Raw genomic sequence first — 12,508 nt, 5'->3', positions numbered from 1 at the left:
GTATAGTCAGGTCTTCGGAAATATAAGGAGGCTCATCATGGATTTCGCTGCTATCATCGATGTGGCGCTGCCCGTTGTCTACGTGCTCGTGGGCGCGGTGCTCGTTTGGTTCGTCGTGGAACTGGCTTTGACCATCCGCTCCACCCGGTCTACCATCGACGATGCCCATAAGGAACTGACCCCCACCCTGGAAAACGTGGAGAAGATCACCGCCCAGGTCGAGCCTTTGGTCGGTAACGTGAACACGCTCATCACCGAGCAGGTGACCCCGCTCATGGAGAAGGCCAATGCCATGGCCGAGGAGGCGCGCCCGGCTGTGGGTCGCGTCGATCCTCTGGTCGAGCGCCTGTCGCTGACAGTGGATGCGGCGAACTTGGAACTGATGCGCGTCGACCAGATCCTGGAAGACGTCACCCAGATCACCGATTCTGTCTCGAAGGCCGCTGGTGCCGTGGATACGGTGACGAGCGCCCCCATCGATCTGGTGAACACCCTGACGGGCAAGCTGCGCAACCGCTTCAAGCCGCGCTACGCCTCCGATGAGTCGGTGCGCCTCGGCGGCGGCTCCAAACCCGAGGGCGCCCCCGACCGCTCGGCCACCGTGGCCGATGCCGTGAACGCCGTGAGCGGCGCGGCCAGTGCCGTGGTGTCCGAGCAGAAGGCCCGCCGCGCGGCCCGCAAGGCCGACGCCGCTGCCCGCGAAGCTCGCGACGACGCCTTCGAGAGCCAGCTGGGCAGCACTGCCGAGACTCTGACCAACGCCGCGGTGTCCGCCACCGATGCCGACACCGATGCGCCCGCGGCTTCCGATGCCATCGATCCCAATGCCGCGGCCGCCCACGCGGCACCGGCCGAGAAGGGCCCTTACACGGTTCAGTAGTTCCGCCTCCCTCTGAGAGTTTGCCAGGTGATTTAACATGAGCGATCCTACGCGCCCGACGCCTTCGACCCCCTGCGGCCCCGAGGCCGCGCCGGTGGCCCTCACGCCGCGCGAGCGGATGGCCCGGGTGCGCTTCCTCGATCTGTGGTCGGTCATCGCCGCCCTGATACTGCTCGGCGGCGTGGTGTGGCTCATGGGCGTGCTCGCCGTGCCCGTGGCCATCCTCATCTGGACGCTCATCATCGTGTTCTGCCTGCGCGGCGTGGTGAACGGGCTGGAGAAGCACCGCGTGAACCGCGCCGTGGGTACCACGGTCGCCTACCTGTTGATGGCCTTGGTGCTGTTGGTGGTGGGCTTCTTGCTGTTCTCGCCTATGTTTGGCCTGAACGCGCAGTTCAACAACTTGCTCACCAGCATGCCGCACTACGTGGACGCCATTACCGCCTGGGGCAACGACCTGTACTCCCGCTATGCCCAGTTCTTCGAGGACGACACGGTGAGGGACCTCATTCTCGAGGCCCAGAAGGCCGCTGCCACCTGGGCGGCCGGCATCGCCTCGGGCGCGGGCAGCGGGGTCATGGCCTTCGGCACCACCTTGGCCAACGGCCTTATGGCCCTGGGCTTCGGCCTCGTCATCGCGTTCTGGGTGCTCATGGAGCTGCCGGCCATCGGCCGCGAGACGCGCCGCCTCATCGGTCCCAAGCACGCGGAAGACGCGGAATTCTTCCATGCCACCTTCACCCGCGTCATGGGCGGCTACATCAAGGGAACGCTCTTGCAGTGCGCCATCATCGGCGTGGGCTGCGGGGTGCTGTTCGGCTTCATCGGCGTGCCCAACGCTGCCGTGCTCGGCCTCATCACCGGCGTCATGAACATCATCCCCATCATCGGTCCCTGGATCGGCGGCGCCCTGGCCGCCATCGTGGCCATCTTCACCGGTCCCATGACCGCGGCCATCGCGCTCATCGGCACCATCGTCATCCAGCAGCTGGTCTACACCTTCATCTCGCCGAGGATCATGGCGAACTCCGTGGACATTCATCCGGCGCTGACGCTGCTCGCCTTGATGGTGGGCTCGGCCCTGGGTGGTGCCATGAGCGGGCTTCTGGGCTCGCTTGTGGGCATGCTCGCCTCCATTCCGCTTGTGGCCGTGGCCAAGTCGGTGTTCGTATACTATTTCGAGAAGAAGACGGGCCGGCACCTGGTGGCCGAGGACGGTGTGTTCTTCAAGGGCACGCCCGAGAGCACCGATAAGGTGAATCCCATTGCCGATGCCACCTCGCCCACCAACACCACCGGCTCGATGAAGCCCATCCGCCTGGAAGATATGGCCGGCATTACCGACCGGCTGCCCCGCATTCGCCGGGTGCATCCGGGTGATACCGGCGGCAGCCATTCCCGTCACCACAAGCGGCGCAGGTAGAACCCTGCCCTTGCAGTCCATCCAGCGGCCCCGCACGCAGAGTGCGGGGCCGCTGGCGTTGGGCTCGGCTCCGGGCGGGTTCGCGGCGGCCGCGGCGCTGAGGTGTCGCGTGTCCTGCGACCGAGCGCCGGCAATCCCGGGCGTCCCAGGGCTGTGGAGATGGTGATGCGCGGCCAGGCGTCCGCATTTGCGCTATAATCCTCGGTTGGATATTTTCGGCACTCCGTAAAGGACGGATGGAACATCTATGCAGTACATGACAACCGCTGAGATTCGCGAGAAGTACCTCGCTTACTTCGAGGAGAAGGGCTGCAAGCGCATGCCCTCGTCCTCCCTCATTCCCGATGACCCGTCGCTTCTGCTGACGAGTGCGGGCATGGTGCAGTTCAAGCCCTACTTCCTTCAGCAGAAGCAGCTGGAGGCGCCCTATATCGGCACGACCACGGTGCAGAAGTGCGTGCGCACCAACGACATCGACATCATCGGCACCACGGGCCGCCACCTGAGCTTCTTCGAGATGCTCGGCAACTTCTCCTTCGGCGAGTACTTCAAAGAGGAGATGTGCGCCTGGGCCTACGACTTCTCCGTGAACGTGCTGGGACTGCCTCCCGAGCGTCTGTACTTCACCGTGTTCGAGGACGACGACGAGACCATCGAGATCTGGAAGAACCTGGGCGTGCCCGATGACCATATCTCCCGCCTCGGCGAGGACGACAACTTCTGGCGCGCCGGTCCCACGGGCCCCTGCGGCCCCTGCTCGGAGATCTACTACGACCAGGGTCCCGACTTCGGCTGCGGCAGCCCCGACTGCGCGCCGGGCTGCGACTGCGACCGCTTCCTGGAGTACTGGAACTGCGTGTTCACCCAGTACGACGGCCAGGAGGACGGCACGCTTTTGCCCCTACCCAAGAAGAACATCGACACGGGCATGGGCCTGGAGCGCATGGCCGCCATCATGCAGGGCGTGCAGTCCAACTACGAGACCGACGTGCTGCGCAGCCTCGTGGCCGTGGGCGAGCGTTTGTCCGGCCGCACCTACGGCGAGGATGCCGAGGTGGATCTGGCCCTGCGCATCATCGCCGACCATTCCCGTTCGGTCACCTTCATGATTGCCGACGGCATCCTACCGGGCAACGAGGGACGCGGCTACGTGCTGCGCCGCCTGCTGCGCCGCGCCATCATGAAGGCCCAGCTCATCGGCATCGAGGGTCACTTCCTCAACGAGTACGTGGACGAGATCGTGCGCCTCATGGGAGATGTGTATCCCGAGATCGTGGAGAACCGCGAACTGGAGCGCGGCCTCATCATGGCCGAGGAGGATCGCTTCGGCGCCACCCTGCGCCAGGGCCAGGCCTACCTGGAAGAGGCCCTGGGCAAGCTTGCGGGCGACACGCTTTCCGGCGAGGAGGCCTTCACCCTGCACGACACCTACGGCTTCCCCGTGGAAGTGACTCAGGAGATTGCCGAGGGCCGCGGCGTGAAGGTGGACATGGAGGGCTTCGAGCGTTCCATGGCTGCCCAGCGCGAGCGCGCTCGCGCGGCCGGTGCCAAGGACGCCGAGGCCGCCTGGTCCACCTACGGCGGCGTGTACGCCGACCTACTGCGCGAGCTGGGTCCCACGGCCTTTGTCGGCTACGACGCCACGGCCGCCGAGACGCGTGTGGTCGCCCTCGTGCGCGACGGCGAGCGAGTGGACGGGCTGGCCGCCGGGCAGACCGGTGAAGTGGTGCTGGCCGCCACCCCCTTCTACGCCGAGATGGGCGGCGAGGTGGGCGACACCGGCCTCATGGAGAACGGTGTCGGCCGCGTAGCCGTGCTGGACACCCGCGCTCCCGAGGCGGGGCTGTTCGTGCACGCGGTGCGCGTAGACGAGGGCGCCCTGGCCGTGGGCGATACGGTGGTGGCCCGCGTGGACGCCAATCGCCGCGCCGCCATCGAGCGCAACCACACCGCCACGCATATCCTGCACGCCGCCCTGCGCCGCGTGCTGGGCGATCATGTGAAGCAGGCCGGCTCCTATGTGGGCCCCGACCGCCTGCGCTTCGACTTCACCCACTTCGAGGCCTGCACGGCCGAGCAGCTGGCCGAGGTGGAGCGCGAGGCCAACGACCACATCATGGCCGCCGTGCCCACCACGATTTACGAGACCTCCCTGGAAGAGGCCCGCGCCGCCGGCATCACGGGGCTGTTCGGCGAGAAGTACGGCGAGGTCGTGCGCGTCGTGGAGGCCGGCGAGGCGTCCCGCGAGCTGTGCGGAGGCTGCCATGTAGGCAATACTGCCGAGATCGGCTTCTTGAAGATCACGAGCGAGTCCTCCGTGGGCGCCAATGTGCGCCGCATCGAGGCCGTGACGAGCTTTGGGGCGCTCGCCTACGTGAACAAGGTGGAGGCCGAGCTGAAGGAGACCGCGGCCACCCTGCGCGTGCCTCCCTTCGACGTGTCCGAGCGCGTGGCTGCCGACCAGAAGGTCCTGAAGGACTTCCGCACCAAGGCCAAGCGCGCCAAGGAGATGGTGGGCGGCGATGTGTTCAACGAGCTGCTCGCCCAGGTGCAGATGGCCCCGGCCGGCTACCCGGTCATCATCGCGCGGACCGAGGTGCGCGACGGCGGCCAGCTGCGTAATCTGTGGGACGTGCTCAAGAGCCGCATGGAGGCGCCCGGAGCGATCGTGGTGGCGGGCGTGAAGGACGGCAAGCCCCTGCTGTTGGCGGCCGGCACCGACGAGGCCGTGGCCGCGGGCTTCGACGCCGGCGCGCTCATCAAGGCCATGGGCCCGGCAGTCCAGGGTGGTGGCGGCGGCAAGCCCGCCATGGCCCAGGCCGGCGGCAAGAACGCCGAGGGTATCGATGACGCCCTGGAGATCGCCCGCAACATGGTGCTGTAAAAGTACCGTTCGACGCGCAACTGTTACGAGTGAGGGCGGCCTTGGGCCGTCCTCACTCGTGCTGCGTCCCGTTTGGCTCTCTGGATTTCCTCATGCTCGCTGCGCTTGTATCGCTGCTTCGGACTATGCGGCTTTTTCGGGGAGGACGAGACCGACTGCGATATGCGTCAACTATCCCGAAAACACCCAGCTCCGAATTTCGGAACCAGATGTTTTCGGGAGTGAACCGGGCCGTTGCGCCTTGCAGCGATCCGGTCCATGATGAGCCCTTGCGAGAGGATTTCGAGATCCTAGCGGCTTCCTTTACAGATTGCCCAGGTCGCGACCGAGCAAATAGGGCAACGTGCAGCAGCATGCGCCAAGGTTTTGGCCGGGCAGGCCGAAGTTGTAGGTGCCGGCGAAGAAGTCGCCGATCATGGTGCCAACGCAGTAGAGCCCCTCGATGGGAGTGTCGTCCTCCTCGCAAATCTGAAGGTCCTCGTTGGTGCGCAGACCGCCCATGACGCAGAGGAAGGTCGACCCCACCGATTTGGTCCCGTAGAACGGCGGTGTACTGATGGGGAACAGCAGGCTGGGGTTGACCTGGTACTCTTCGTCATAGCCCTGGGCGGCATAGGCGTTGTAGCGCTCGATAGAGGCCAGGGCCTCCTTCTTGTCGATACCTCCGAGCTGGTCGAGCAGCTCTTCCAGCGTGTCGGCCTTGAAGTAAGATCCGGACTCCACATTGGCCTCCCATGAGGCAATCAGCTCCTCGGGAGTGAGCGGTTTTGCGGGAGTTACATTTCCGTAGGAGCACCCGAGGGTTTCCCATTCCTCTTGGGTGCGGGCGTAGGCGACGTCCCAGATACCGAACGCGGTTGCCTCGGGCTGGTTCAGCTTCGACATGGCGCCGAAGGCGAAGTTGGTGTTTTCGTTCTGGAAGCGCTTGCCGTTGAGGTTGAGGTTGATGCCCCAGAAATTGTCGATGACCGCATGGGTCGGTCCCGCGGTGCCCCCATTGATGGCGCAGGGATTAGGGTACACCCTTTGCCAGGCTGCGCCAATCCAGAGCCCCATTTTCTGGCCGTCGCCCGGCATGAGGCCCGAGTAGTCCATGCCGGCATCGAAATTCAAGTTTTCTTCACCGAAGGTGAGCACATCCTTGAATTTCTCGTATGCGTACGGAGCGTATTTGGCCATCATGTCTCGGTCTTTGGAGAAGTCGCCCGTTGCCAAAACGACGGCCTTTGACGCCTCGTACTTCGCGTAGGAGCCGTCTTCGCGTTGGCAGATGACGGCACTGACGCGACCGGTGTTGTCGTCATCCCGAACGAGTTGCACGCCGCGGTTCTTATAGTAGATCTGCTGCCCCAGATCGTTCACGAGAATGTCGGCATAGGCGGCGGCGCAAAGGGGGGCTCCCTGGAACACGCCGAGCGGGTTCTCGTCATTCCAGAAATTGTGCACGGACGGGGGTGCGGCCAGCGTGCCGTCGGGGTCGGCATAAGGGGGCTCCAGGTTCACCTTCAGTCCCTTGTTGGTCATGTGATCGATCATCCAGTCCATGGATTCGCCGCTATGTCGCAGCCAGCGCGACCACTTCATCTTGTCCATGCAGTAATAGCCGGCGAGCTGCTCGATCTTCACATGCTCGAGGGCATCTTTGGGCGTATAGTCGACGCCCATCTCCTTCTGGTATTTTGTGCCGATGGCCTGGTTTGAGCCGCCGCGCGAGATGGGCATCGTGCCAGCGCTAACGACGATGACTTCGCATCCGCTTTCGGCGGCGGACACGGCGCAGCACAGCCCCGAAATACCCGAGCCCACTACGACCACCTCGGTAGAAATGGTCTCGGCGAAATCGGTGATGGGGTCGGGAGCAATCTCGAAGCTCCACTGACCCTCGTGGACGGTGTCTGCGGTGAGGGCGGTGTCTGATGTTTCTGCGAGACCCACGTCTCCGTCTTTGGCCGACGAAGACGTGGGGGCGCATCCCCCTAGGATTCCGCCCAAGGCACCGACGGCGCCAACGGCACCGGCGCTTTTGAGAAAGTTGCGTCTGCTCAGTTCCATAATATGCTCCTCCTGTTTTGCCCGTTTCGGCGCGGGCGTCTTACGGTGTCTAGAAACGAGACGGGGAGGCCGCGCGCAGAGGAGGGGGTTGCGCTCGATCTGCGTCGTCTCGTTTCAGACTGCTTGCAACCATAGGGGTTCGTCGTGCGCTTGCATTCGCCCGAAGTGTGGGCTCTTGACCAGCAGGGTTCGCATGAAACGGGTGATTTCGAAGAAATGCCTGGTGGCAAGTGTTGATTGACATCCGAGCGACTGGTTCTGACCGCTTGCTCCGGGGATGATTGGAGTAGAATACTCCATTGAGAAACGAGGGGAGGGGCGTTGCATGCAACAGAAGACGGTAGTGCACGTAATCATGATGAGTGCCGGTTATGCGTGCTTTCTCGCGCTCAATTCCTTCTCGTTGTGGGGTTTCTCTCTTTTGCCTGAAACGATCTTGGGTCGAGAGGCGGCCGAGTGGTGGAGCCAATCGCTCTCGTGCGCAAATGCGCTCTCGTTTTTGGTATTAGCCATTATGGCCGCAAGGCTGAATAGTTGCCGTGCCCGCTTTGGCCAGATAACGACGGTGCTTGCCTGCAGCCTGTTCGTCGTCGCATTGGTATGCGGAGGGTGCTTCCTTCTTTCCGCCGTCCCCGCGATTCTGGTGATTGGCGGTGCTGCCATGGGGGCCGCTACGACGTGCGGCTTCTTCTGCTGGGTACACGCCCTTGCCGCCGAAGGGGTTGAGTCGGCTCAGATTAAGATCATCTTGGGATCAGTACTTTCGGCTGTTCCCTTCTTAGCGTTTCTTACGCTTGACTCTTCTATTATCGCGGCGGCGTTTTTCCTCCTGCTTCTTCTGAACATGGCTATTTTGATTGGTTTGCGCAAAGCCAGTGCTGGTGAGCCTCCAGCGGGCCGAGGGGGTCTTTCTTCCGACACGAACGAAGTGGTTTCTTCAAGGAGTGGCCTTGATAGCACCTCCTCGGCTGTCGCAATGCTGAAGAATGGACTGAGTGCGTTTTGGAGGCCGTTGCTCTGCGCCGCGCTTGTGGGGTGCATGGCTCCGGCTGTTTCGCTGCTGGGGAGCGCGGCGCTGGGTGAAATGCCGTTTGCTTGGCGGGCGCTCATGGTCCATTCTGAAAACGTTCTCGCGGCCGCACTTCTCGGCGTGGTGTGGATTGCCCTGCGTCACAAAGTGAATATGGTGAAAACTTTCACCGTGCTGTTTCCTCTTCTCATCACCCTATTCCTGCTCTTTTTCGTCTGGCCTCCCGTTCGCGCGATTATTCCCTATGCCGGTGGTGTGGTATTTGTCGTTTGCTCTATGACGATGTTTGTTGAGAGCATTGCCAAGGCGGAGGAAACTCATAGCAATCTCGGAGTTGTGTACGGCCTATTTGCAGGCGTACTGTATCTGTCCCACTATCTGGGTTCGCTTGCTTTGGCACATATCGATGGCGATGCCCTATCTGGCGAGACGGCCATGATGGCTGTCTCGGCTGTCCTGTTGTACGGATGTTCTCTCGTGATGTTCTTCGTTGCGCGGAAGCCTTCAGCTGCGCCTGAGTCTGCGTTGCCGGTTTCGGAGAATACGCAGTGTGAGGCCTCGCCGTTTTCCGCTGATCCAAGTGAGCGAAAAACCCGTGCCCTTGCGGCCCAGGTGGGTCTTTCGGAACGTCAAACAGAAGTGCTTGCCCTTTTGGCCCGCGGCTATACGCTTCCCGCCATCGCGAGTGCGCTCTATCTTTCCGAAAACACGGTGCGCACGCACACCAAAAAGATCTATGCGGCCCTGGATGTCCATAGCAAGCAGGAGCTTATTGAACGAGTAAGCAAGGAGGACGGCTGATCCGCGTCTGCAATCGCTTCACCGCTTTTCATGCGGCCCCTTGCTGATTGCGTGGGATGGGCGGCGGTGGGCCTAGTCCGTGGTAATATGGCGGGGAAAATGACGATGCGCGGCTTGGGGCCGCGCCAGCAGGTTGGGAGTTTTGCCGCATGAATCCGCAGAGTCCGGGAACGGGAGGGCCGCAGCGGCCCCGCAACGGCGCCGGCCGGCCGCAGCAGCCGGGTGTTCCGCAGCAGCCCGGGCCCGAGTACGTGTACGAGACTCCCGACGAGTTCCAGAATGCGAGCGGTGCGGGCTGGGGAAATCCCGCGGGCGGCGGCGTCCCCAACGGGGCCGGCCCTGCGGGCTCGCCCGGTGGCGCGAAGGCATCGGGCCCAGGTTCCGCCTCGGCGGGGCCCTGGGCGACCCGCCCCGGCGCCAGCCCGGTGCCCGGCATGTCACCCAAGGACTTCGAGCGTTTGTGCCACTCGGTGGACAAAGCGTTCTCCCAGTTCGCCAAGGCGGTGGAGAAGGGTGCCTGTGAGGTGGCCGAAGCCCTGGGATCGAAGCCCGAGGACAATCTGAAAGCCTACGAGGAGATGGCCCGCAAGCGCCAGGCGAAGGCCCGCAAGCGCCAGGCCAAGCGGGAGCGCAAGGCGGCCGAGGCCCAGTACCGCGCCGCCCAGGCCCAGGCAGCCGCCCAAGCCCAGACTCGGCCTCCGGCCAACGGCGGCTGGGGCATCCCCGCCGCTTCCGCTCCCGCGCCGGCCTACCCCGGCCCCACGGCCCTTGCCAAGGGGCGGTTCCGCTCGTCCGGCGGCTTGACGGCGTCCGGTGTCATCATGACGGCCATCGGCGGCGCGTGCACCTTCGCCTTCGGCATTTTTACGGCCGTGGGCATCGTCACGGGGCTGGCCGCGGGTCCGGCCGGCGTGGTGACGGCGGTGTTGTTCGGCACGCTCACGGCGGCCGGGGCGGCGCTGCTGGCCGGAGGCATCGATCGCTTGCGCACGGCCTCGCAGCTCAAGTCGTTCCGGCGCGTCTTTGGCGACCGCGAGGCCTGCACCTTCGACGACATTGCCGACCGCGCCCTGATCAGCCGGCCCAAGGCCCGCGCCCAGGCGCGCAAGCTGATCAGACGCGGGCTCATTCCCCGGGGGCGCATCGATGAGGAGGACACCACCCTCATGGTGACCGACGACGCCTATCGCCAGTACCGCGCGCTCCAGCAGCATCAGCGCCAGATCGCCGAGAGCCAGCGCGCCGCTGACGCAGCCCGGGCCGCCGAGGCCGCCGCGCGCCAGAGCCGCGAGCGCGACCTGAGCGACCGCCTCACCCCCGAGCAGCGCGCCTTCATTGTGAAGGGCCAGGACTACCTGGCCCAGCTGCGGCCGCTGGACGAGGCCATCGATGACGCGGCCGTGAGCGCGCGCATCGTGGCCATCGAGGAGGTGGTGGCCCGCATCCTCGCCCGAGCCGAGGAGGAGCCCTCCGTCATCGACGGCCTCGACCGCCTGACTGCCTACTACCTGCCCACCACGGTGAAGCTGCTCGCGGCCTACGAGAGCCTGGAAGAGCAGCCGGTGCAAGGCGAGAACATCTCTTCCTCGCGCCGCGAGATCGAGCATACCTTGGGAGTGCTCCACGGCGCCTTCGAGAAGCTCCTCGACGACACCTACCAGGACCTGTCCCTCGACGTGTCCGCCGACATCTCGGTGCTCCACGCCATGCTGGCCCAAGAGGGGCTGACCGAGGGTCCCTTCGACGTGAAGCCCTGACCGACCCGCGACTTTCGCCCGGGGCGCGTCCGCCCCGCCGACCGCCCCCGTTTTCGAAAGGAACTCCCATGAACGACGAGCTGACGAACCTCACGAACATTCCCGCTCCCACCCTCACGCTGGACCCGGTGGTCGAGGACACCGCCGTCAAGGCGTCCATCATCGAGGTGGAGGCCCCACCCGCCCCCTCCCTCGCCGATTCTCTCTCGGCCGAAGAGCTGGCCCAGGTGGACGCCTTCGCCCAGCAGATCGACATCGCCAACTCCCAGCAGGTGCTCACCTTCGGGTCGGGCGCCCAGAAGAAGATGGCGTCGTTCTCGGAGACGGCCCTGTCGAAGGTGCGCACCCAGGACTTGGGCGAGGCCGGCAACCTGATCGCGTCGGTGGTGACCGAGCTGAAGAGCTTCGATACCGACGATGAGGAAAAGGGCCTCTTCGGCCTGTTCAAGCGCCAGGCGAACAAGATCGTGGCCCTGAAGGCCCGCTACGACAGCGCCGAGGCCAACGTGGACAGGATCGCCCAGGCCCTGGAGGCCCACCAGGTGACCCTCATGAAGGACGCCGCCACCATGGACAAGCTCTACGAGCTGAACCTCACCTACTTCAAGGAACTGACCATGTACCTGTTGGCCGGCCGCCAGCGTCTGGCCGAGGTGCGCGAGGGCGAGCTGGCCGCGTTGGCCGCCAAGGCCCAAGCGTCGGCTTCCACGGAGGACGCCGAGGCGGTGCAGAAGCTGTCGGCGGCCTGCAACCGGTTCGAGAAGAAGCTCTCCGACCTTGATCTGTCCCGCACCGTGGCCATGCAGATGGCTCCGCAGATCCGTCTCGTGCAGAACAACGAGATGCTCATGATCGAGAAGATCCAGACGACGCTGGTGAACACCATCCCGCTGTGGAAGAGCCAGATGCTGCTGGCCTTAGGGCTGGCCAACAACGAGGCGGCCCTGCGCGCCCAGTCCGCCGTCACCGACATGACCAACGAGCTTCTGCGCAAGAACGCCGAGAAATTGAAGCAGTCTACGGTGGAGGTGGCCCGCGAGTCCGAGCGGGGCATCGTGGACATCGAGACTCTGAAGGCCACCAACGAGAACCTCATCCAGACCTTCGACGAGGTGATGAAGATCCAGGCCGAGGGCCGCGCCAAGCGCGCCGAGGCCGAGGTGGAGATGCGCCGCATGGAAGCGGAGCTGCGCCAGAAACTGCTGGAGGTGCGCTAGCCGTGCGCGTCATGGCGCTCGATATCGGGGAAGTGCGCGTGGGGGTGGCCGTGAGCGATCCCGGCGAGCGGGTGGCAAGCCCCGTGTGCGTGCTGCCGGCCGCCGAGGTGACGGGCGCGGCCAAGCCCTTCCGGCGCCTGCTGGAAGATTGGGAGCCGGAGCTGCTCGTCTGCGGGCTGCCCCGCACCCTGGCCGGCGAGGAGGGCCCCCAGGCGGCCCGCATCCGCAAGGTGGCCGCCGCCATCAGCGCCGCCTGCGGCATTCCCCATGTTTTCGCAGATGAGCGCCTGAGTTCGGCCGAGGCCAAGCGGAGTTTGCGTGAAAAGGGCCTAAGCGAGCGCGAGATGCGCGGAAAAGTGGATATGATAGCCGCGAGTTTGTTTTTGCAATCGTGGCTCGACGAGCGCGCCCGCGCCTAGGGGAGGCGCCGCGCCGGCATCCCGCCTTTCGGTCGGCCATCCAGG

Annotated in this window: 8 protein-coding genes; 7 read left to right on the top strand and 1 reads right to left on the bottom strand. The window is 64.6% G+C overall.

The genetic code is table 11. The annotated features are described in order from the left end of the window. Positions 1-37 precede the first annotated feature (37 nt). The 3 genes from G503_RS13570 to alaS all read left to right on the top strand — a co-directional run bounded on the left by G503_RS13570 (position 38) and on the right by alaS (position 5,187). Positions 38-880, top strand: coding sequence for a hypothetical protein (locus G503_RS13570; protein WP_051190886.1), 843 nt, complete (start codon positions 38-40; stop codon positions 878-880). 37 nt (positions 881-917) lie between these two features. Further along, complete coding sequence (locus G503_RS13565; RefSeq protein WP_051190885.1) at positions 918-2,303, top strand: AI-2E family transporter; 1,386 nt, start codon at positions 918-920, stop codon at positions 2,301-2,303. A gap of 247 nt (positions 2,304-2,550) precedes the next feature. After that, on the top strand, positions 2,551-5,187 hold the full coding sequence (alaS, locus tag G503_RS0103790) for an alanine--tRNA ligase (protein ID WP_028026532.1): 2,637 nt from the start codon (positions 2,551-2,553) through the stop codon (positions 5,185-5,187). Between the two features lie 303 nt (positions 5,188-5,490). Here the strand turns inward: alaS and G503_RS0103785 are convergent, their stop codons facing one another. Next, complete coding sequence (locus tag G503_RS0103785; RefSeq protein ID WP_028026531.1) at positions 5,491-7,239, bottom strand: FAD-dependent oxidoreductase; 1,749 nt, start codon at positions 7,237-7,239, stop codon at positions 5,491-5,493. Between the two features lie 325 nt (positions 7,240-7,564). Here G503_RS0103785 and G503_RS0103780 point away from each other — a divergent pair, with 325 nt between their 5' ends. From G503_RS0103780 to ruvX, 4 genes are all read left to right on the top strand, one after another. Further along, a complete protein-coding gene (locus tag G503_RS0103780; protein WP_028026530.1) occupies positions 7,565-9,070 on the top strand; it encodes a helix-turn-helix domain-containing protein in 1,506 nt (501 codons plus the stop codon). Positions 9,071-9,219: 149 nt separating this feature from the next. Then, positions 9,220-10,827 carry a 5-bromo-4-chloroindolyl phosphate hydrolysis family protein gene (locus tag G503_RS15490; protein ID WP_156891906.1) on the top strand — a complete coding sequence of 536 codons (1,608 nt, stop codon included), beginning with the start codon at positions 9,220-9,222 and terminating at the stop codon, positions 10,825-10,827. 68 nt (positions 10,828-10,895) lie between these two features. Then, positions 10,896-12,044, top strand: coding sequence for a toxic anion resistance protein (locus G503_RS0103765; RefSeq protein WP_028026529.1), 1,149 nt, complete (start codon positions 10,896-10,898; stop codon positions 12,042-12,044). 2 nt (positions 12,045-12,046) lie between these two features. Beyond that, positions 12,047-12,463, top strand: a complete 417-nt coding sequence (gene ruvX, locus G503_RS0103760; RefSeq protein ID WP_028026528.1) for a Holliday junction resolvase RuvX — start codon at positions 12,047-12,049, stop codon at positions 12,461-12,463. Positions 12,464-12,508 lie beyond the last annotated feature (45 nt).

The sequence above is a fragment of the Adlercreutzia mucosicola DSM 19490 genome (genome assembly GCF_000422625.1).
Classification (GTDB): domain Bacteria; phylum Actinomycetota; class Coriobacteriia; order Coriobacteriales; family Eggerthellaceae; genus Adlercreutzia; species Adlercreutzia mucosicola.
Note: the sequence above shows the minus strand (reverse complement) of the source record. Positions and strands in the feature narration are given on the sequence as shown.

Bases quoted from the DNA above. Each gene is read 5' to 3' on its own strand.
- G503_RS13570 (WP_051190886.1), top strand. From the start codon at position 38: ATGGATTTCGCTGCTATCATCGATGTGGCGCTGCCCGTTGTCTACGTG.
- G503_RS13565 (WP_051190885.1), top strand. From the start codon at position 918: ATGAGCGATCCTACGCGCCCGACGCCTTCGACCCCCTGCGGCCCCGAG.
- alaS (WP_028026532.1), top strand. From the start codon at position 2,551: ATGCAGTACATGACAACCGCTGAGATTCGCGAGAAGTACCTCGCTTAC.
- G503_RS0103785 (WP_028026531.1), bottom strand. From the start codon at position 7,239: ATGGAACTGAGCAGACGCAACTTTCTCAAAAGCGCCGGTGCCGTTGGC.
- G503_RS0103780 (WP_028026530.1), top strand. From the start codon at position 7,565: ATGCAACAGAAGACGGTAGTGCACGTAATCATGATGAGTGCCGGTTAT.
- G503_RS15490 (WP_156891906.1), top strand. From the start codon at position 9,220: ATGAATCCGCAGAGTCCGGGAACGGGAGGGCCGCAGCGGCCCCGCAAC.
- G503_RS0103765 (WP_028026529.1), top strand. From the start codon at position 10,896: ATGAACGACGAGCTGACGAACCTCACGAACATTCCCGCTCCCACCCTC.